Genomic DNA, 20,588 nt, shown 5'->3' with positions numbered 1-20,588 from the left:
TATGTCGGTAGACAAACAGACAGTTGCCAAAATTGCGAGCCTTGCCCGGATCAAGATGGGCGATGACGAGCTCGAAAAAATGGTGCCAGAGCTGAACAACATCCTTCAATGGGTCGAACAGCTTGGCGAAGTGAATGTGGACGGGGTGGAGCCGATGAGCGCGGTCATTCCCAATACGCTGCGCCTGCGCGAAGATGTGATAGACGCCGATCCGAAAACCGCCGGTGGCAGGCGCGATGATGTGCTTGCCAATGCACCCGCCGCTGAACACGGATTTTTCGGCGTCCCCAAAGTGATCGAATAGGCCGAAGGTAATCGAATATTATGACTGACCTGACCTCTCTCGGTGTCAAAGCCATTCGTGATGGCGTGCGCAGCGGCGATTTTACCGCGCGCGAAGTGGCCGAAAGTTTTAATGATGCCGTGGCTGGTGCCGCTGCGCTCAATGCCTTTATCGTCACCACCCCCGATCATGCGCTGGCCGCGGCAGACGCCGCTGATAAAGCGCGCGCCGATGGCAAGGATCTGGGCCCGATGGCCGGTGTGCCAATCGGCATGAAGGATTTGTTTGCAACCCACGGCGTGCAAACCACCGCTGCGAGCCACATCCTCGAAGGGTTCACGCCGCATTATGAAAGCACCGTCTCACAAAAGCTGTGGGATGCCGGTGCAGGGATGCTGGGCAAACTCAACCTTGATCAGTTCGCGATGGGTTCCTCGAACGAGACGAGCTTTTTCGGCAATGTTTCCTCGCCATGGCGTAAACAGGGCAGCAATGCCGCGATGAGCCCCGGTGGTTCATCGGGCGGATCATCCAGCGCGGTCGCCGCGCGGATTGCGCCTGCTGCGACCGGCACAGACACCGGCGGTTCCATCCGTCAGCCTGCCGCCTTTGCCGGTATCTCCGGGATCAAGCCGACCTATGGCCGCTGTTCGCGTTGGGGTGTGGTGGCGTTTGCTTCCTCGCTCGATCAGGCGGGGCCAATGGCGCGCTCGGTCGAGGATTGCGCGATCATGCTGGGCGCGATGGCGGGATTCGATCCCAAAGACGCGACCAGCCTGGAAATGGATGTGCCCGATTGGGAGGCGGCGCTCTCGTCAGACCTCAAAGGCAAGAAAGTCGGAATTCCCAAGGAATACCGGATGGAAGGCACCGATCAGGCGATCCTCGATAGCTGGGAACAGGGTAAGGCGTGGCTGAAGGATGCTGGCGCGCAGATCGTCGATATCTCGCTGCCGCACACCAAATACGCGCTGCCAGCCTATTATATTATCGCTCCGGCAGAAGCATCGTCCAACCTCGCGCGCTATGATGGTGTGCGGTACGGTTTGCGCGACCTACCCGAGGGTGCTGGACTGCAGGATATGTATGCCGCAACCCGCGCCGAAGGATTTGGTGACGAGGTGAAGCGCCGCATTCTCATCGGCACTTATGTGCTCTCGGCCGGGTTCTACGATGCGTATTATACGCAGGCGCAAAAAGTCCGCACGCTGGTGGCGCGCGATTTCGAAAATGCCTGGAATGAGTGCGATGTGATCCTTGCGCCAACCACCCCGACGGCGTCTTTCCCGCTGGGATCGCTCGATGCCGATCCGCTGACGATGTATCTCAACGATGTGTTCGCTGTACCGGCCTCGCTCGCGGGTCTTCCTGCGATGAGCGTGCCTGCGACGATGAATGAAGATGGTCTGCCGCTTGGCCTGCAATTGGTGGGTAAGCCGTTTGACGAGCAGACTGTCCTCGATGCGGGATTGGCGATTCAGCAGCGCAGCGGATTTGCGCATGCTCCTGCGAAATGGTGGTAGGCAAAGCCAGCTTACAGAGTAAGGCGCGGGCCGCTCTCGGGCGATTTCCGAACCTGTATATCGCGGTTCAGCGCCTGCGTTATCGCAACCCGTTTGGAGAGCCGAACAAAGCGAGCCTCAGGCGGCTGTTATGCGATGAAACCGAAATCGTGATCGAAGGGTTTCCGCGCTCTGCCAACAGCTGGACCGTGCGGGTGTTTCGGCACTGGCAAGGCCGCCGGATACGCATCGCGGAACACCAACATTCCGAAGCCCAAATCCTTGCGGGATGCCGCCGGGGCCTTCCGGTGATCGTTTTGATCCGCAAACCACAGGATTCCATCAGAAGCTGGGATCAGTATGATCCAGCTTTGGATTTGGGGTGGGCGCTGCGCCGGTGGATTGCGTTTTACAGCGCAGTCGAAAAAGTCGCAGATCAGGTGGTTATCGCCACGTTCGAACAAGCGACCGAAGAATTTGGATCGGTGGTACAGCAGGCCAATGCAAAGTTCTCCACCCGCTTCCTTTACGGTGAGATCACCGACAAGCTGCGTGAAGCGGTGACGAGCAAAATGGCCGTCACGGCGCGTCCGGACCCAGAGCGGCGCGAGCACTTGCAGGATGTGACGGATCGGCTTGATCCGGCAAAATTGTTGTGCGCCAATGCGCTGTACGAACGGCTGGCTGCAAGATCGCAGAACCGCGATAAAGCCGCAGCGGCCAAACAGGGGAAACAGGCCTGATCATGGTTTATGCCGCCCATTCCATCGCCGGGAAAAGCGGGTTCAGCCGCGCAAAGCGGAAATGGTGGTAGGATCAAACCCGACCTCCGGTTGGTCACCAGATCAACAGCGGTTTACCGCGCTTGATTCATGGCGCGGGATCGCAGCACTGGCCGTGGCATGGGGGCATATCGAAGGTCCGGCCTGGTTTCTGAACAATGTGTTTCACCAGCGCACCGGATTGGCGGTTGATTTCTTCTTCGTCCTTTCGGGCTTTGTGATCGCGGCCAGTTATGGCGAGCGGCTGCGCAAAGGCTTCTCGATCGTAACATTCATGTTTCTGCGGCTGGCGCGGCTTTGGCCATTGCATGTCACCGTGGTTGCGATGTTCGTCGCGCTTGAATTGGTCTTTCTGGCGCTTGGTGATCTTGGCTTTCTCAGCGGGCGGGAGCCATTCGGCAAATCTCGCGAATTAAGCTCGCTGCCTTCGACTATCCTGTTGTTGCAAGCCTACACCCATCCGCAAGAGCACCCGTGGAGCACTGCGTCGTGGTCTATTTCTGTCGAAGTCGGCTTGTATCTTCTGGCGGCAGTCCTGTTCGCATTTGCCAAGCGCGCCGGTTGGGCGTTTGGCCTTGGGATTGCGGGTCTTGCCGGGGCCGCCATGATCATGCGGATCGGGTTTGAATGGATCGACATCCTGCGCGGTCTGTTGGGTTTTGGTGCGGGGCTTGCGCTTTATGAAGCGTGGAAAATTATCCGCCGCCGTCCGCCAACAGTGATGGTGGCAACCATTTTGGAAGTGGCCGTAATTCTGGGCATGGTGCTTGCCATTGCCGATAAGGTCAAACGCCCGGAGATGGTGGTGATTTTCGCCGCATTGATCCTGATTTTCGCGTTTGATCGTGGGGCGGTGAGCAAGATGTTGTCGGCGAGGCTATTCGTGCTGCTGGGGGCGATGAGTTATTCGATATACCTTATCCATGGGATGGTGATCGGACGGGCATTTGATGTTCTGGGTCTGGTTCAGAGCCGGATTGGCGTGCGACTGGTTGAAAGCGGCCTTGGCGGGGCCGACGAAGTGGTTGCGCCGGGGTGGCCAAGCGCGGTCATTGTCATCACGATGCTGGTATCTTCGATCCTCGCGGCAAGCATTACGTGGCGATTTATCGAAGAGCCCGCGCGGCGATGGTCAAAGCGTAAAGCTGCAGGCTGGAGCTGATGATGTTGACGGAATCGACCTCTGCCATAACCTCAGCGATTGAACCGCGCGCAGGGCGGGGCTAAACGGCTTAGAACTATGGTATTCGCAACAATCTTTATGGTCGCATTCGTGCTTTTGGGCGGGGTCGTCTTATATCTTTCAAGGACGATCGATCACGGCGAAGCGCGATTTGATGCCAGCGGCAAGCAGGTGAAGGATGAACAGGCGCCCAAAGGCCCTGCAACCCCGGCCAGCAGGCTCGATACAAACAACACAGGCAATGACCCGGACCGGGCAGGTGACACAGACAATGAGTAATTATCGCATTCAGGGACAGACCGGGGATTGGGAGGTCGTAATCGGCCTTGAGGTTCACGCGCAGGTTACCAGCAAATCCAAACTGTTCAGCGGAGCCTCAACCGAATTTGGCGCGGAGCCGAACAGTCAGGTCAGTCTCGTCGATGCAGCAATGCCGGGAATGCTTCCTGTCCCCAATGCGGAATGTATCCGTCAGGCCGTGCGGACCGGCATGGCGATCGAGGCCGAGATCCACAAATGGAGCCGGTTCGACCGCAAGAATTATTTCTATGCCGATCTTCCTCAGGGTTATCAGATCAGCCAGCTTTACCACCCGATCGTGGGTGAAGGGCAGCTGTTGGTCGAAGCTGATGAGAAAACCGGTATTCCCGCAGACAAGATTATCGGGATTGAACGGATTCACATAGAGCAAGACGCCGGCAAGCTGATGCATGACCAGCATCCGACCATGTCTTACGTTGATCTCAATCGCAGCGGCGTTGCGCTGATGGAAATCGTGTCCAAGCCGGACATGACCTCGCCCGCCGAAGCAGGGGCCTATGTCCGCAAATTGCGCAGCATCCTGCGCTATGTCGGATCGTGCGACGGCAATATGGAAGAAGGCTCCATGCGGGCCGACGTGAACGTATCCGTGCGTAAGGTTGGCGATACCGAACTTGGCACACGGACCGAAACCAAGAATGTCAATTCGGTGCGGTTCGTGATGCAGGTCATCGAATATGAGGCGAACCGTCAGGTTGATGTCCTCGAAAGCGGCGGCAAAATCGATCAGGAAACGCGCCTGTTTGATGTCGCGACCGGCACAACGCGGACCATGCGCAGCAAAGAAGACGCGCATGATTACCGGTACTTCCCCGATCCCGATCTGCTGCCCGTGGTGCTGGAGGATGATTTCCTCGAAGATTGCCGCGCAAGTCTGCCTGAACTGCCCGATGCAAAGCGCACCCGTTATGAAAGCGAACTGGGCCTGACGCCGTACAATGCGCGTGAGCTGACCGCCGAGGTTGAAACTTTTGCGCGGTTTGAAACGCTGCTTGCGGAAACCGCGAACCGGATTGGCAAATCCGAATCCAAGGTTGCAACGCCGGTTGCAAACTGGGCGCTTTCGGTTGCGCCGGGTGTGATCAAATCACTGGGCGATGAAGCCAATCTGGAACATGCCACCGCGCAGGCGCAGGCGAGCATTCTGGCGATGCAGGACAAAGGCGAGATTTCGGGCGGACAAGCCAAGGAAATCTATGAAATCGTGCTGAAAACCGGTCGATCTCCGGATGAAGTCGCCGATACCGAGGGGCTGAAACAGGTCAGCGACACAGGCGCGATTGAAACCGCGATTGACGAAATCCTTGCCAACAATACGGACAAGGTCGAACAATATCGCGGTGGTAAGGATAAGCTGTTCGGGTTCTTCGTCGGACAAACGATGAAAGCGATGCAGGGCAAAGCCAATCCGGCCGTTGTGAACCAGATTTTGAAAGACAAGCTGGGTTAACCAGCCGCGCTGCGCCGATATCTCATGGTGGAGAGGGATGTGAGGAAGCTCGGATTGATCTTGGTAGGTTTTTCAGCGGCGATGCTATCAACCTCGCTTGCTGCGCAAGATACGCCTGATCCATTGCCGTCTCAGCCTCCGGCGATCCCGGATCTGTCTTCCCCGGAAAACGAGCTTGGCGATGAACGCAAATATATCGTGTTTCATAAAGAGGGTATCTCTTATGAGCGGGCGCTGTCTGATGTGAAAGAATGCGCGGCGCATTCGGGACGACTGGTCCAGCGCAAGGCGGATACATTCATTCCGTGGGGCAGGGATGAAACGGGCCGGGCCGTAACCTATGATGGCGGTCAATTCGGCTTGGTCGGCTTTGCTATCGCTTCGATTATTGATGGTCCGATTGAACGGTCGATCCGGCAATCCATCATGATCCGCTGTATGACGCCGCGCGGATATGTGCGGTACCGCGCAAACAAGGATCAATGGCAGGATCTGTTCGAAAACGGCGAAAACGGCAGCGAAATTCTGGCCGCGATCGCATCTGGACCAGTTCCGCCAACGCCAAAGGCTAACCCATGATTGCGCGCATGATATTCGCGGCAATGCTCGCTGCTGTTCTGCCCTTCGCATCGCCCTCGGCTGTTTTGGCCAAGGATGAATCCGGCTTTGTGCAATTGCGCAAAGAGGAACCTGTCGAGATCGCTGCGGACAGGGCATATTTCCTGATGCGCGTGCCCGAAGCCGCCAATTCTATCTTCTTCCTGCGCGTGCCAAGCGATGAAGAATTGCAGTCATACGAGGCAGCAAAACGCGCCGAGTATGATCGAAAATCGCGCAAGATGCCGTACGAAGAATTCGTGTTCGATTGGGAAGATGTAACCAATCTTTATGAGGTCCGGCCAAAGCGGCAATATGTCGAATTGCAACCCGAAATGCGCGTGCAAATCGTCGCCGCGCCGCCCGGTGACTATGTTGTGTACGGGCTCGGCTACAACGGTTTTCTCTATCAATGCAATTGCATGGGCAGCGTCGGTTTCTCGGCAAAGGCCGGACAGGTCACCGATCTTGGTACTTTTCTGATTTCGAATGCATGGGACCCGTCGCCCTTTCCTGAACTGAACGCGGAAAGCGATCTGGGCCGTGTTGCGCGGATGGATTTCGGGATGTTTGCGTTCGGGATAAAGGCGGCGGAACCGCAAGACTTCATTCCCCCTCAATTGTCCGGTTCAAGCCTCACGCCGGCGGCTTATAAAGCGATTGGACCGTGGGTGGACCGCAGGCGCGTTTTTGCCAATCGTCTGGCTACTATGCCGGGGGTACTGGAATACCGCGAAGGCATCCCGTTTGACCCGGTTACTGCGCAGGAACTGCGTTTGTCTCTGGACGATTGACGCTGCACATTACAGCAGCGCCGCCGACTATCTGCCGGCCTTGCCATTGGTTTGAAATGTCGCGCAAATACAATCGCATCCTCAGGTCTGAGGGTAATTAATCGGGGATGTAAATCGGGAGGGGTTTCATATGAAGTATAAATGGGCAGCGCTTGTCGGCGCGCCATTGCTCGCGCTCGCATCGGCAGCGCCTTCAGCGGCACAGACGAATGAAATGACGGACAAGGATTGGCGCGAATGGCAGCCTGATCCGGCGGAATTATCGATGCCGGTGCTCGATTTTGAACCGGACGACAATGACGTCGCAAACTACAAGAAATACTATTATTTCAATCGCAGCGAAACGAGCTTTGAAGAGGCGCTGAGCGATCTGCGTTTTTGCGATGAGCTGGCGCGCGGTCTGGCGACCCAGAATTATTACTCCAATGCGGGCACGTCGGCGATTTATGGCGTTGGCGGTGTGATTGGCGGCGCGATCGGCGGCGCCATGGCGCAGGCGATCTATGGCTCGGCTGAAAAGCGTGCAAAGCGCCGCGTGAATATGCGCCGCTGTATGCATTTCAAAGGCTACGCCCGGCACGGCCTTGCCAAGGATCTCTGGCAAGAATTCAACTTTGAAGAAGGCAATTCGAGCGTCGAAGAAAAAGAACGCCAGAACATGCTCGCGGTTCAGGCGCTTGTCGCGTCGAGCGATCTTCCAGCAACGGAGAATGTCGGGCTATGAACATCGCGAAATGTACCCTTGCTGCGGCCACCGCCGCCCTGATCGCCACCGGGTCGCCGGCGCTTGCCGATGATGATCTGCCGGAAATCGAATTTGAAACCCAGATTGTTAAAGACCGCGAAGATGTCGTCCTGGATCCAGCAAAAGCGTATATCCTGCTGCAATCGCCGGTCGCCATTCCGGCAACCTTTTTCAAGGTGCCAACCGATGAGGAGCGCGAGATTGTCTCCAATGAGCGCGCCGCTGCGCTGACAAAGGCGCACGAGAAATGGGTCAAGGAACAGGCGGGTTATGAACGGCATCTCGCCACGGCCCAAAAGAGGAACGAGCAGCCGACCCGCACAAAACCGATTGAGCCTACGGAAGAGAATTTCTCTTGGATCCCGCCGGAGCAACAGATGATGTTCTCCATCGGGCCGCTTAACCGGTTTGAAAAAGGCGAAGGCCTGTCTTTGTATCTGCAGGAAGTGCCAGCGGGCGAATATGTCTATTATGGCACAACCAATCTGGGCTTGGGTGCCTGTGCCTGCATGGGCACTGTAAAGTTCGAAGCGAAGCCCGGCACGATCACGGCTTTGCGCTATGACGGTGTGTGGCTGGACAAGAATGGTGACCCCATCGGCCGCGGCAAGATCCCTGATGGCGTTGATACCAATGATGCGTTGGTCCGGGTCGCGATGATCATTGAAAAGGTCGATGATGCCGCATTCGATCCGCGTCTACCGCGCGATTGGATCCGCGATGCCGATCTGGTGCCGATGCCATTTGTGCCAAACTGGCTGGGGGCAGAGATCAACCGCATCGCTCCGATTCCGGGCGTCCTGCGCTATGAACGTGACGAGATGATCGATGTTCAGGCAGAGCTGGCGCGCGAGCAGGCCGAAGCTGATCGGCTGGCAGCAGAGGCTGCTGAGGCAGAGGCGCGGGCGAAAGCCGATGCAGCCGCCGCCGCAGCCGAGGCTGAGCAGGCCGAAACAGAGGCAGAGGCCGCGACCGAAGGATAAACGCACAGACAAGGCATATTGTGCAAACACAAAGGGCCGCCGGAGCGATATGCTCCGGCGGCCCTTTTGGTATTGGCAAAAGCGGTGAGGGCTTAAGCGGTTTTGGTGCCGGTTACCGGCATTGCACCGAATGCGCCTGCATTGACGTTACCCGCCAGCGTGTCGCCTTCGATGGTTGCTTCGCAATCGAGCGTCATTGGCATTGGAACAGTCATGTTCATTTTCCAGGTGAGGGTGTTGCCATCAACCTTGCCATCTTCGACGTCCATTGCGCCCATGCCGCCGGCCATGTTGCCGCTGAAAGTGCCATCGCCGTTATCGACGACAGTGAAAGTACCGCTTTGATCGCCCATCGGGCTTTTGACGGTGGTGGTGTAAGTACCTGAAAGTGACATCGTATTCTCCTTGCGTGTCAGGCCGTTTAACCGGCCTTGATTGACCAATCGGGTCAGAGGTTTTGCGAGCGTGGCTGACCGTTGCGGCCAAAAAACTCAGGGTGTTTGTTTACACGTGTGTCAGTTGTGTTCAACCGGATTCCGGCCATCTCAGATCACTGAAAAGAAAGGGCGGGACCGCACCGAATGCGATCCCGCCCTTTGAAATTCACGAAACCCAAAGGGGCCGTAGCGTTACTCGCCCGTGTCAGGCTCGCGCACTTCGAGTGGCAGGCCCAGCTCTTCGAGCTGGCTTTGTACTTTGCTGGCATCGCCAACGACGACCCAAACGAAGTTTTCCACTTTCAAAGCTTCACGAGCAGCCGCATCGAGGCTTTCCGCGGTCTGGCCCTGATACTTGGCAACCAGCGTCTCGTAATAGTCATCCGGACGGTTGTAGAGCGCATTGCTCTGCATTGCGCTAAGCACGGCGGGCGATGTTTCAAACCGGCCCGGCAGCTCGCCAACCTCGGCAGCGACATTGCGCTCCAATTCAGCCGCAGTCACACCGTTGCTGGTCAGGAACTCGGCCGTCTCGCGGATCATCTCGGCCACACTGTCTCCGGTACGGTCCGCCTGAACCCCGCCGGAAATCGCATAGACAACTGCATTTTCCTGAGCCTGCGGGCCGCCGCGAACGCCGTAGCTCCAACCCTTTGTCTCACGCAGGTTCATATTGAGCCGCGCGAGGAAGTTTCCGCCAAGCGAATTGTTCGCATTGGTGAAATCGACATAGGCAGGATCGCTTGCGTCGAGGCCGGTCAATTGCGCGCCGACGATAACGCTCTGCGGTGAGTTTGGACGGTTGATCAGGATGATGCGGTTGCCCGATGTCGCCTGACCATTATCGGTAAAGGTCTTTTCGCCCTTCGCGATTTGCGGTGCAGCCCAATCGCCAAATACGGCGTTAAGCGACGTCACAACCTCATCCAGCGGACGGTCGGAGATAACAAACACTTCGCCGTTATCCGGGCGGATCCAGCTGTCTTTGAAACCGAACAGATCATCACGCGTGATGGAGCTGACGCTTTCAACCGTGCTGCTGCCGCCATAGGGGCTGTCCGGTCCGAAAATTTCCGGAGCGATTGCCCGTCCGGCGAGACCTTGCGGTGATTTCAATTGTTGCTGGATACCGGTGATCGTCTGGGTGCGAACACGCTCAAGATCGCTTTCGGCAAAGGCCGGTTCGCGAATGATCGAGCTCATCAATTCGAGCGACGGTGTGAGGTTTGATGACAGCGCCGACAAAGTGAATGTCGACCGGTCGGCCCCGCCGCCTGTGCCAAGTGTGAGGCCCAGACGTTCGCGCTCTTCGGCGATTTCCTGGCTCGACATGTCGGCAGTGCCTTCGTCGAACAGCGCCATTGTGAGGTCTTCCAGACCGCGCTTGCCAGTTGGATCGGCCGCGCTGCCCGCGTTGAAAGACATGGTCACATAGGTCGCTGGCACGGCATCACGCTGCGCATAGGTCACCTGCATGCCATTGGCGAGGGTGGCCCGCTCAAGCTCAGGGAAATCGAGCTTTGCAATGCTGTCGATGGGCGGTTTGGGGCGCTCGACCGATACAGTCAGCGTGTTGTCCGCAGGCGCGGCATCTGCTGCGCTTTCGTCTTCGACCGATGCGGCTTCTTCATAGGTCGCATCGCGCTCACCCGGCTCAAGCACCAATGTAAAGCTGGGCTTCGTCATCCAGCGCTGCATGGCGGCTTTCACGTCAGCCGGGGTCAGCGTGGCGAGAACATCGAAGTTCTTTTTGTAGTTTGCAGGATCATCGGCCAGCACTTCACCGCGTGCCAATGTTACGGCCTTGCCGCCAAATCCGCCGACCTGTTCCAGACCGCGAATGGTGCCAGCCAGTTGGTTTGTGGCCGCGCGGCGCACTTCGTCTTCGTTGGGGCCTTCGGCGATATATTCCGCGATCAGTTCATCGAGCCGTGCTTCGAGTGTTTCAAGTTCGACGCCCGGACGCAAGGTTGCGCTGACCGAGAGAATGCCGACGCGTTGGAAATCGAAATTGCCAGCCGAAACGCCCACAGCAAGCTGTTCTTCGCGAACAAGGATTTGATCGAGGCGGCTGGATGCCAGACCGCCAAACACGCTCGCGCCGATATTGAGCGCGGTCAATTCGTCGCTGGTGATGCCGGGGGCAGGCCAGTATTTGGTGATCGTGGTCGCTGCGACCTGATCTTTCATCACTGTGCGGATGTCTTCGGGCAAGGTCGGAATGTCAGCCTGCGCCGGATTGTTCACCGGGCCGCGCTCAATCGCGCCGAAATACTTTTCCATCATCGGCCGCGCTTCTTCGGCGGAAATATCACCGGCAAGAACGACGGTCGCGTTGTTCGGACCATATTTGTCGCGGAACCAGTTGCGCACATCTTCCATGGACGCACTGTCGAGGTCAGCCATCGAACCGATTACAGAATGGTTGTACGGGTGGCCTTTAGGGAAAAGCTTGTCGAGCAGTTCATAGAATACAAGCCCGCCGGGCTGGTTATCGCCCTGGCGTTTTTCGTTTTGCACAACGCCGCGCTGGTTATCGAGTTTTTCCTGCGTGACCGCGCCGAGCAAATAACCCATCCGGTCGCTTTCAAGCCACAATGCGCGTTCGAGCGCAGGCGAAGGAACGGTCTGGAAATAGTTGGTACGGTCGAAATTGGTGGTGCCGTTATAGTCGGTCGCGCCCATTTCCTGAAGGTATTGGAAATAATCCGCTGGCGCATTTTCGCTGCCGTTGAACATCAGGTGTTCAAACAGGTGGGCAAAGCCGGTCTTGCCGGTCGGTTCGTCTTTGGAGCCGACATTGTACCATACCGCGACGCCGACAACCGGAGCTTTGCGGTCTTCGTGAACGATCACGGTCAGACCGTTTTCGAGTTCGAATTCTTCGTAAGGGATAGCAACCTGCGCGACCAGATCGGTCAGATCGCCGCCTGCCTTCATTTCGCCTGCGGCGTGATTGCCGTGGCCATCGGCCAGAGCCGGAGTGGCAGGTGCGACAATCGCAAGCGCGATCGCGGCCAGGCTGGTAGTAGCAAGGCGGGTGCCTGCGTTCAGAACGGACATTAGAGTATTCTCCCCTTAGGAATTTCAATAGCTTGCTATGTGGTGCGCAAACCGACGATTTTCAACAATGGATCAATTGGAATTGGTTACGGTGTATCGCCGTTTGGCGTTCGCCAAAACATCTTCGCGCCAAAAATAGACGGGCTTCAATTTATGATCGACGAACAGCTGCATTTGATCGGTGTGATGCGGGCTTTCGGGCCGAGTGATCGCTGAACCGAAGGGCTGGATCGAGCGTGAGAAGACGCGCTCGCCCTCGTTCCATTCAACCCACTGGATAAAGCTGTCACCGTGAACGAGGCTGAGCCGCCCGTCTTCGTGCACTTCCCATGTGGTCGAAGCGCGCAAAGTGTCTGATCCGCCATCCAGCGGCAGATCGACCTCACCTTGGCGCAAACGCAGCAGGTCGCTCATTGGCGGGTCAATCCGGCCGAAATGCTCCGTCAGATGCTCGACCGCCTTGTGCAGCATCTCGCGTACATCGGGCATTTCGCTCTTGTTCTGATACTCCGCCGACATGAAATCGCGGATCATCAGCAAGGCAAGAGCGTCTGCGCGGCCTTTGCCGTCAGCGGTAAAATCCCAATTCTTGAGAAGCTCGGCCGCTTCCCCGGTTCCCGCAGGCTCTGTAGTAAAGAAGCTATCCATCGCTTCAATCTCGTCCCACAAATCAGCAACATAGCCTTCGCGCTCATAGGAGGTGTCATATTTGATCCGCTCCAGATTAGCGCGGTCAAGCAGGCTGGATTCGGACAAAAGCTTGTAAGCGCGGCGTGACCGATTGGTCTGTTTTTCTTCGACACCAAGGATCGGCGAAACGCTGTCACGGGCAATATCGTCTGCTGCTCCTGCCGCAGTGAATGGCTCATTGTTGGCATTATAGAGCCAGCCTGAGGCCGGATTGATGACCTTGGGCAGCTCAGCATAATCGACTGCGCCTTCCCAGATCAGGTCCGAGCGAGTGCCATCCAGCACGTTGCGCCAGTCGGCCTTCACATCTTCGGGCCGGTCAGGGATCGCCGCGTTATAGACATAGGCGATGTTGCCCGTTTCATCGGCGTAGATGAAGTTGGTCGACGGGATCGCCATGCGGGCCATCTGCGTCTGCCATTCTTCGAAATTGGTTGCCTTGTTGATCCGGTAATAGGCATCTAGCTGCTCGACGCTTTCCATACCGCCGTAACGCACCGCGAAGAAGCCATTGTCATTCTCGATCACGGGTCCGTGAACGCTGCGATGCACTTTGCGAGGTATCGGTAGCACAACCGGCCCCATGCGAACCGGCAGGAACACCGTCTTCGTCTCCAGATCGCGCCATTCCCCGTCGAGCCGATACTGGTCGCCCGCATCGTTCATTTCCAGCTTGTAGATATCCACCATGTCGGGGCGGTTCACGGTGTTGGTCCAGCCCAGATGACGGTTATGACCAAGGAACGGAAAAGGCGATCCGGGGAAGTTCGCACCGGTAAAATGCCAGCCTTCCTCACTTTCTACGGTCAATTCGTACCAGGCAACACCGCCGCGCAGCGGCTGATGCGAGTTAGAGATCAACGTGGTCGGGCCGCCCGATTTCTCTGGCGAAACCGCCCATGCGTTTGAACCCAGCAGCGCGGCGTCCTCTCCCCAAGGCAGCGGATGAATGCCGGTTTTCGCCATGCTTTCGGTACCGGCCTCTTTCGCTGGTTCCGATCCCTCTCTGGGAAATCCAGGAATATCCGGTCCAAATTCACGGCGCAGATCGCCGCCTTCGACCAGCGGCCCCACGACATTCGCGAGGCCATAGAAAAACGGCTGGCGCAGGACAAATCCCGCCGCGACATCTTCCCCGTTGACCGGAAACAGATTGCTCAATTTCACTTCATCTGGGTGATCTTCGGCATATTGGTTAAGGCCGCTGGCGAAGGCTTCAAACAAAGCGCGGCTGTCTTCGGGAAGTTTCGGGTATTCCCGGCTCGCGGTGCCGCGCGCATCCAGCAGATGGTAGACATAATCAAACGTCGCGCCTTCTTCCCCCGCAATCGCGCCATACCGCCCGCGGCTCATCGCGACGACATCTTGCAGGGTGAAGAAATCATCCTCTGCCTGAGCAATTGCCACACCAAACGCGACATCGGCATCGGTCTTTCCGTAGATCTTCGGCACTCCGAATTCATCGCGGATGATTTCCGCAGAATAGGTCCGATCTGCCGGCGCATCGCTGCTGCCCGCCGCAATCGGTTCCCACGTGGCCAGAATGACGAATGCGATGATCAACAGAACGATCAGCGTGAAAGCGCTGCGTTTAACCCAAGCCATGTATGTGTATTCTCCCGGTCTCTCGTTACCGCGATCATCGCCTGCGCGGTTGGGCAGGTCAAGCGCGAGGGCGGAAGAACCCCGGCACTTGCAAAGCTCACAATTCCCACCCACCTATTCAGGTAACACACCTTGCGCATGATATCGCGCGATCAAAATGCATGCAGACGAAGGGATCAGGCCCCATGAATCTTGAGAAATTTACCGACCGCGCCAAAGGCTTTTTGCAAAGCGCACAAACCGTCGCGATCCGAATGAACCATCAGCGCATTACACCGCTGCATTTGCTGAAAGCGTTGCTTGAAGACGAAGAAGGCATGGCGGCCGGATTGATCCAGCGTGCCGGCGGCGAGGCGACCTTGGCTGTCAGCGCAGTCGATGCGGGGCTGTCAAAGATCCCTGCGGTTACTGGCGGCGGTGCGCAGCAAACGCCGGGGCTGGATAATGACGCGGTGCGCGCGCTCGATTCTGCAGAGCAACTCGCGGATAAAGCAGGCGACAGTTATGTGACCGTCGAACGCGTGCTAACCGCACTTGCGCTGGCGCCGGGCGCGGCGGGCGAGGCGATGAAAGCGGCGAGTGTCACCCCGCAAAGCCTGAATGCGGCGATCGAGGATCTGCGCGGCGGTAAAAAGGCCGATAGTGCCAACGCCGAAAGCACGTATGATGCGATGGAAAAATTTGCCCGCGATCTCACACAGGCCGCGCGCGATGGTAAACTTGATCCGGTTATTGGCCGGGATGAGGAAATCCGCCGGACGATCCAGATCCTTGCCCGCCGGACCAAGAATAACCCCGCGCTGATTGGCGAGCCGGGCACCGGTAAAACCGCCATCGCCGAAGGGCTGGCGCTGCGCATTGCCAATGGTGATGTTCCAGACAGTCTGAAAGGGCGCACTTTGATGAGCCTCGACATGGGCTCTTTGATTGCCGGCGCGAAGTATCGCGGCGAGTTTGAAGAGCGCCTAAAATCGGTGCTGGACGAAGTGAAGAATGCAGACGGTCAGATCATTTTGTTCATTGACGAGATGCACACGTTGATCGGAGCAGGCGCAAGCGAAGGCTCGATGGATGCCTCCAACCTGCTGAAGCCCGCGCTGTCACGGGGAGAGCTGCACTGTATTGGCGCAACCACGCTCGATGAATATCAGAAGTATGTCGAGAAAGACCCTGCGCTTCAACGGCGGTTTCAACCGGTCTACATTGAAGAGCCGAGCGTTGAAGACACGATTTCGATCCTGCGCGGGATCAAGGACAAATACGAGCTGCACCACGGTGTGCGGATCACCGACGGCAGCATTGTTGCCGCTGCACGGCTGTCTGATCGTTATATCCAGAACCGTTTTCTGCCGGACAAAGCCATCGATCTGATGGACGAAGCCGCCTCGCGCATCCGGATGGAAGTCGAATCCAAGCCCGAGGAAATTGACGAGCTTGACCGCCGGATTATCCAGCTCAAGATCGAGGAATCTGCACTCGAAAAAGAAGACGATGCCGGATCGCGTGACCGGCTCAAGGCGCTGCGGGATGAGCTCGCTAATCTTGAACAAGATTCGTCTGAGCTCACGACCCGCTGGCAGAATGAACGCGACAAGATCGAAGCCGAGGGCAAGATCAAGGAGCAGTTGGACGCGGCGCGGCTTGAACTGGAGCAAGCGCAGCGGACGGGCGATCTCGCGAAGGCAGGCGAACTTTCATATGGCACGATCCCTGACCTGGAAAAGCGATTGGAAGCCGCAGAAGATCTGACCGATGACGCGTTGCTGCGCGAAGAAGTGACAGAGGAAGATATCGCAGGCGTTGTCGCGCGCTGGACTGGCATCCCTATGGAACGGATGATGGAAGGCGAACGCGAGAAGCTGCTGGATATGGAGAATATCCTTGGCAAGCGGGTAATCGGGCAAAGCGATGCCATCGCCGCAGTTTCAAAAGCCGTGCGCCGCGCGCGCGCCGGGTTGCAAGATCCTGGCCGCCCGCTCGGCAGTTTTCTGTTTCTCGGCCCGACCGGTGTCGGCAAGACCGAGCTGACAAAGGCGTTGGCGGGTTTTCTGTTCGATGATGACAGCGCCATGGTGCGGATCGATATGAGCGAATTTATGGAGAAACACTCCGTCGCCCGGCTGATCGGAGCGCCTCCCGGTTATGTTGGATATGATGAAGGCGGCGTGCTGACGGAAAGCGTGCGCAGACGCCCGTATCAGGTGGTGCTGTTTGATGAGGTGGAGAAAGCGCATAGCGATGTCTTCAACGTGCTGCTTCAGGTGCTTGACGATGGCCGTCTGACCGACGGGCAGGGCCGCGTAGTCGATTTTTCCAACACTCTGATCATTCTTACATCGAATTTGGGAAGCCAGTTCCTGTCGAATCTGGCGGACGATCAAAAGGTGACCGAGGTCGAGGATCAGGTGATGGATGTTGTGCGCGGCCATTTCCGCCCCGAATTCCTGAACCGGCTGGATGAAATCATCCTGTTCCACCGCTTGGCGATGGAGCACATGGCACCAATCGTCGCGATTCAGGTGAAACGGGTGCAGAAATTGCTGGATGACCGGAAGATCACGATTGATCTGACCGAGGCGGGGCTGCGCTGGCTCGGTAGGGTGGGGTATGATCCGGTATACGGCGCGCGCCCCCTGAAACGCGCTGTGCAGCGTTACTTGCAGGATCCGCTGGCGGAAATGTTGCTTGAAGGCACTGTGACCGATGGCATGACCTTGAAAGTCGATGAGGGCGACGGCGAGCTCAAAATGACACCTGCCTAAAACTAATAAGAACCATCGGGGCTTGCGGAAAGGCGGATGCATATTGTGCCGCCTTTCGGAGCCTTCAAATAATTTGGACCTGAAACGAAAAAGGGCCCCGGTTTCCCGGGGCCCTTCTTTTTGTTCAGGTAAAACCTGCTTCGATTAGAACGCCTTGGTGACGTTCACGGTGAAGCGACGACCGAATGCGTCGTTGATCACGGCCGGGATCAGAATACCGAAATATTCTTGGCCCTGACGGTTGAGCAGGTTGGTTACGTTGAAGTTGAAACGGAAGTCATCTTCGGTTTGGAAGAAGACGTTCATGTCAACGGTTACGAAGTCATCGTACTGGTCGAACTCACGAGTGTCGTTCGGGCTATCGCCGCGGTTAAACCGCGATGCCAGCTGCTCACCAGTGTAGTTAACCACGGTACCGATACCGTAATTGTCTACGGTGTATTGAGCGCCGAGCTGTGCACGGAACTCAGGGTCACCAACGGTTGCATCTGAACGCTGAACGTTAACACCGGTTGAGGAGGTGATACGCTCACGAACGTAAGTCATCGACCCGCGGATCGACAGATCACCAGGGAAGCTGATGCCGTCGAGGCTGGTACGATAGTTCATCGTGCTTTCGATACCGGAATACTCAATCAGAGCACCGTTAACGGTACCAGTTGTCACACCTGGGTTAACAGGATCGTTGACCACCTGGCCATCGGCGTCGCGACGGATAAGTGAGCAGAACTGGTTGCCGTTGGCAGGATCGTTGACGTCGAAGTTTTCGTTGTCGAAGCAAGCGCCAGCAATAGCACCGGCTGTCAGGTTCACGATCGGGTCAGCGATTTCAATGTCGATGTAATCGACAGTGATGGCCAGGTTGGGGATCCAACGTGGTTCAATCACTACACCAAAGGTAAAGCTGTCCGCGACTTCGTTACGAAGTGATGGGTTACCACCTGTCAGGATCGGAACCGAAACGTTTTGAGCGATCAACGGAGTTGCGTTCGGGAACGCGCCGAGGAAGGCCGTGCAGTTACGGTTACGTGTTTCAGGAACGGCGCCCGCATTGCGGTTACCCGGCGCACAGAAGTCACCGATGAAGCCACGAGTAGCGATTTGCGGAGCGAAGAGCTCGGCAATTGCTGGTGCACGGAACGACTTGGTGTAGTTACCGCGGAACGTAACGTCTTCAACGATGCCGAATGCGCCACCGGCGCTCCATGCGAAGAAGCCGCCGTTGATCGAGTTGTCGACATAGCGACCACGACCGAACACATCGAGACGGTTAATGAAGAAGTCGTTCGAAGGTGTAATCACCGGTACAAAGACTTCGCCGAACACTTCGTTAACTTCAAACGCACCACCTACGTCTGCAACAGCAGCGTCGATACCACGGCCCAGTTCAGCTTCTTCCGAAGCGTCAAAGAAGCCTTCTTCACGGCGGAATTCGTAACCGACGTTGAACGATACCGAGTTGTCGAAGAGTTTGAACAGGTCGCCGCCGACGTTGGCGTTGAAGACGTACTGTTCAAGGGTCGAAACGTTGCGGTTTTGGAAGGTGATGTAATCAATCGATTCAGCAGAAGCTGTGTTTGCGCCGAACAGGCTAACAGGAACACAGGCTGCGTCAGCGATCGGGTCGAGACCCGAGCTAGCGAAAGCGTTGAAGGTGAGGTCCGTACGGCACTCATTCAGCGAGTTTACGTAGTTCTGAAGATTGATGTCCTGACGAAGGTCAACAATTTTCGAACGGCCGTAGTTCAGGCTGACTTCGTAGTTCCAAGGCAGATCGCCCAGAGCATCGAATTCACCGCGGACACCGCCGACAAAACGCATCAGTTGGTTTTCTGTGCTGGTCGATGTGTTGGCAAGGTCAAGGTTCACACGCTCAAGACGGAAAGTGTCCTGACCGGTGCGAGCCAGAACCGAACGCGCTTGATCGGTCAGCAGTGGGTTGTCGAGACGGAATGTAACCGCACCAAGACGACCACCAAGGAACGTCGAGTTGAAGCCTGGTTGCTCAACAAGGTTCGTACCCACTGATTCAAAGTACATGCCTTCGAAGAACAGTGTGGCGTTGTCTGTCAGATCGTAGTTCGCGTAGACCTGAGTGCTGAAACGTTCGAGATCCGAAGTAACCTGTTCGAAATCAGGGAACTGGAAGCTGTCGCCGCCAAGTTCGAAGATCGAACGGTTCTGGATGCCCGGCTGGTACGGACGAAGCGTGCCATCTGGGTTGAACGTGAAGTTGTTCGCACGTGCCGCTTCACTGAAATACGATGTGAAACCGCCAGCCAGATCGACAACGCCGTTCTGGTTGAGGTTGGCAACGTTGAAGGCCGGGCAGAGCACGAAACCTGGGTTGCCGTCACCGGCGCCAGCATCAGGTGCGATGTTCGGGTTGATGTACAGCGAACGGTCGAATGCCGGTGTAACGCCATCAGCGAGTGTTTCGTTCGAGCAGTTTGCGATACCGGCGCGCAGGAATTCGCGCTGGTTGTTCAGGAGGCCTTCTTGCTGCGAGTAGAAGCTGCTTACAGTGATGTTACCGCGACCGTCAGCGAAGTTGGTGCCGAAAGTACCGGTGAACTGGAAGCGGAACGAGTCGCCTTCTTCGGTGATACCCGAAGTTGCGCCAAGCTCGAGACCTTCAAAGTCGTCTTTCAGGATGTAGTTGACAGTACCGGCAATAGCGTCCGAACCGTAAACAGGAGCACCACCGATCGACACAACGTCGATACGCTCAATCAGAGCGGTCGGGATGATGTTAACGTCAACCTGTACGCCTGGGTTGGCGAGACCAGCGTTTGCTGGCGAGTTCGACGAAACAACACGGCGACCGTTGAGAAGTGTCAACGAACGCTGCGAGCCGAGGCCGAAGATGTTGATGAAGTTAACGCCAACGCCGCTGGAGCCCTGGTTGCCATCTGGCGTGACCGAGCCGCGAACGATCGGGAGATCGTTCAGAGCGTCTGCAGCGTTAATGAAGTTACGTTGTTGAATGTATGTGTCATCAACGAACTGGGTTGGCTCGAGGTTTTCAACGTTAGGGTTGCGAATACGCGAACCGGTAACAACGATGGACTGGCCAGCGTCTGCAGTTGAATTGTCGGCTACGTCAACAACGGCGGCGCCGTCATCGTCTTGGTCTTGGGCAGCTGCCGGCGAAGCGACCGCTACCAGCGACATGGCAGCAAGACCGGCACCCGCATAAAAGCGTGCGCGACCTGCCGCAGAAGCTGAGGTAAGCTTTTTCATCTAATAGTCCCCTAGTGAAGCTAAATCTTTAGCGATCCCCCTAAAAGCAATGACGGGCAAGGGTTGCAACCTTAGTCGCAGGGTTCGATGAAATTTGCTGACAAGACCCCCCAGATCGTAGCGCAAATGCAACATTATCGTGCGTAGG

15 protein-coding genes are annotated in these 20,588 nt (G+C 56.8%); 11 read left to right on the top strand and 4 right to left on the bottom strand.

Annotated elements, in window-relative coordinates; genetic code table 11:
- The first annotated feature begins 1 nt into the window (after position 1).
- The 10 genes from gatC (at position 2) to FGU71_RS02080 (ending at position 8,640) form a co-directional block, all read left to right on the top strand.
- Positions 2-304, top strand: a complete 303-nt coding sequence (gene gatC / locus FGU71_RS02125) for an Asp-tRNA(Asn)/Glu-tRNA(Gln) amidotransferase subunit GatC (protein WP_142787044.1) — start codon at positions 2-4, stop codon at positions 302-304.
- Positions 305-324: 20 nt separating this feature from the next.
- On the top strand, positions 325-1,806 hold the full coding sequence (gene gatA, locus FGU71_RS02120) for an Asp-tRNA(Asn)/Glu-tRNA(Gln) amidotransferase subunit GatA (RefSeq protein WP_142787043.1): 1,482 nt from the start codon (positions 325-327) through the stop codon (positions 1,804-1,806).
- Positions 1,797-2,528, top strand: coding sequence for a hypothetical protein (locus tag FGU71_RS02115; protein ID WP_142787042.1), 732 nt, complete (start codon positions 1,797-1,799; stop codon positions 2,526-2,528). Before gatA ends, FGU71_RS02115 begins: the two co-directional genes overlap by 10 nt.
- A 61-nt stretch (positions 2,529-2,589) precedes the next feature.
- On the top strand, positions 2,590-3,729 hold the full coding sequence (locus FGU71_RS02110; protein WP_185960178.1) for an acyltransferase family protein: 1,140 nt from the start codon (positions 2,590-2,592) through the stop codon (positions 3,727-3,729).
- A 78-nt stretch (positions 3,730-3,807) separates the two neighbouring features.
- A complete protein-coding gene (locus tag FGU71_RS02105; protein WP_142787040.1) occupies positions 3,808-4,029 on the top strand; it encodes a hypothetical protein in 222 nt (73 codons plus the stop codon).
- On the top strand, positions 4,022-5,521 hold the full coding sequence (gene gatB / locus FGU71_RS02100; RefSeq protein ID WP_142787039.1) for an Asp-tRNA(Asn)/Glu-tRNA(Gln) amidotransferase subunit GatB: 1,500 nt from the start codon (positions 4,022-4,024) through the stop codon (positions 5,519-5,521). Before FGU71_RS02105 ends, gatB begins: the two co-directional genes overlap by 8 nt.
- Before the next feature lie 39 nt (positions 5,522-5,560).
- Entirely contained in the window at positions 5,561-6,100 is a 540-nt protein-coding gene (locus tag FGU71_RS02095) for a hypothetical protein (protein ID WP_142787038.1), read from the top strand.
- Positions 6,097-6,912, top strand: coding sequence for a hypothetical protein (locus FGU71_RS02090; protein ID WP_142787037.1), 816 nt, complete (start codon positions 6,097-6,099; stop codon positions 6,910-6,912). The genes FGU71_RS02095 and FGU71_RS02090 overlap by 4 nt, the downstream gene beginning before the upstream one ends.
- Positions 6,913-7,042: 130 nt before the next feature.
- Positions 7,043-7,636 carry a hypothetical protein gene (locus tag FGU71_RS02085; protein ID WP_142787036.1) on the top strand — a complete coding sequence of 198 codons (594 nt, stop codon included), beginning with the start codon at positions 7,043-7,045 and terminating at the stop codon, positions 7,634-7,636.
- Positions 7,633-8,640, top strand: a complete 1,008-nt coding sequence (locus FGU71_RS02080) for a hypothetical protein (protein ID WP_142787035.1) — start codon at positions 7,633-7,635, stop codon at positions 8,638-8,640. Before FGU71_RS02085 ends, FGU71_RS02080 begins: the two co-directional genes overlap by 4 nt.
- A 92-nt stretch (positions 8,641-8,732) precedes the next feature.
- Here FGU71_RS02080 and FGU71_RS02075 read toward each other — a convergent pair whose 3' ends face one another.
- The 3 genes from FGU71_RS02075 to FGU71_RS02065 all read right to left on the bottom strand — a co-directional run bounded on the left by FGU71_RS02075 (position 8,733) and on the right by FGU71_RS02065 (position 14,435).
- Positions 8,733-9,035: a hypothetical protein gene (locus FGU71_RS02075; RefSeq protein ID WP_142787034.1), complete on the bottom strand. Its 303-nt coding sequence runs from the start codon at positions 9,033-9,035 to the stop codon at positions 8,733-8,735.
- Positions 9,036-9,269: 234 nt separating this feature from the next.
- Positions 9,270-12,140, bottom strand: coding sequence for a M16 family metallopeptidase (locus tag FGU71_RS02070; RefSeq protein WP_142787033.1), 2,871 nt, complete (start codon positions 12,138-12,140; stop codon positions 9,270-9,272).
- A gap of 72 nt (positions 12,141-12,212) precedes the next feature.
- A complete protein-coding gene (locus FGU71_RS02065; RefSeq protein ID WP_142787032.1) occupies positions 12,213-14,435 on the bottom strand; it encodes an acylase in 2,223 nt (740 codons plus the stop codon).
- 185 nt (positions 14,436-14,620) lie between these two features.
- Between FGU71_RS02065 and clpB the strand changes: the two genes are divergently transcribed.
- Positions 14,621-17,197 carry an ATP-dependent chaperone ClpB gene (gene clpB / locus FGU71_RS02060; protein ID WP_142787031.1) on the top strand — a complete coding sequence of 859 codons (2,577 nt, stop codon included), beginning with the start codon at positions 14,621-14,623 and terminating at the stop codon, positions 17,195-17,197.
- 144 nt (positions 17,198-17,341) lie between these two features.
- On the opposite strand, the gene FGU71_RS02055 is transcribed toward clpB, so the two are convergent.
- The gene (locus FGU71_RS02055; RefSeq protein ID WP_142787030.1) at positions 17,342-20,440 is read right to left on the bottom strand and encodes a TonB-dependent receptor domain-containing protein; all 3,099 of its coding nucleotides are present in this window, start codon (positions 20,438-20,440) and stop codon (positions 17,342-17,344) included.
- Between the last annotated feature and the right edge of the window lie 148 nt (positions 20,441-20,588).

Source organism: Erythrobacter insulae (assembly GCF_007004095.1).
In the GTDB taxonomy this organism is placed as follows: domain Bacteria; phylum Pseudomonadota; class Alphaproteobacteria; order Sphingomonadales; family Sphingomonadaceae; genus Erythrobacter; species Erythrobacter insulae.
Note: the sequence above shows the minus strand (reverse complement) of the source record. Positions and strands in the feature narration are given on the sequence as shown.